At 76.8% G+C, this 853-nt stretch carries 1 protein-coding gene; it reads right to left on the bottom strand.

Annotated features, from left to right (window positions below):
* Window positions 1-54 precede the first annotated feature (54 nt).
* Window positions 55-853: PepSY domain-containing protein (locus tag I73_RS09855; protein WP_026096536.1), on the bottom strand; the 799-nt coding region annotated here is incomplete at its 5' end.

Here is an 853-nt window from a genome sequence, read left to right on the forward strand (position 1 = left end):
AGGTCACCCCGCGTCAGCTGGGCTACGCGCTGCAGAAGCACCGGATCGAGCTGTTCAAGCTCTGAGCGGGGCGCGGCGCATGCGGGTGCGCCGCCACCACAGCCAGGCCGCGCTGCCCAGCAGCACCGTGGGCAGCAGGCCGAACACCGTCCAGAGCAGGCGCGCGAGCCCGCCCAGGGCCTCGGCCGAATGCAGCGGGAACACCCAGTCCAGCACCCGGTTGCCCGGGGCGCTGTGCAGCGGGTCCTGGACCGACAGCACGCGACCCTCGGCGCTCAGCCGGACCCGGGTGTTGCCGGTGTCGGCCCGGGGCTCGCCGGGCTGCAGCAGGCGCAGCTCCCAGGGCGCACCCGGACGGGCGGGCAGGCTCAGGCGGGACCAGCGCGCCCCCGGGAAGACCGCCTCGCCACGGGCCACCAGGGCGTCGGGTGGCAGGGCCGGTCCGGTCGCGGGGGGGGCGGCTCGGGCGGCGTGGGCTGCGGGCTGCAGCGGCCAGACGGCCCCCACCAGGGCCCGGCTGCTGTCCTTGAAGACCATCATCGCACCGGTGCCCGCCAGCAGCAGGGCCAGCGGCAGCCCCCACAGGCCCATGGCGCGGTGGGCGTCGAACCACAGGCGCACCCGCGAGGCGTCGGTCCGGATGCTCAGTGTCCGGCGCCAGGCGGCCCGGCTGCCCGGCCGGGGCCAGGCCAGCCAAGCCCCGCTCAGGCTCAGGCCCAGCAGCAGCAGGCCGCCGGTGCCCACCACGGTCTGTCCGGTCTCGCCGGCCAGGAGATGGCTGTGCAGATCATAGAGCGCGGGCACCAGGTGGGCCCGGTCCAGCGGGGGGCGCCCCGGTCGCGCCAACCCAGCG

The sequence above is a fragment of the Ideonella sp. B508-1 genome, from assembly GCF_000333615.1.
Taxonomy (GTDB): domain Bacteria; phylum Pseudomonadota; class Gammaproteobacteria; order Burkholderiales; family Burkholderiaceae_C; genus Ideonella.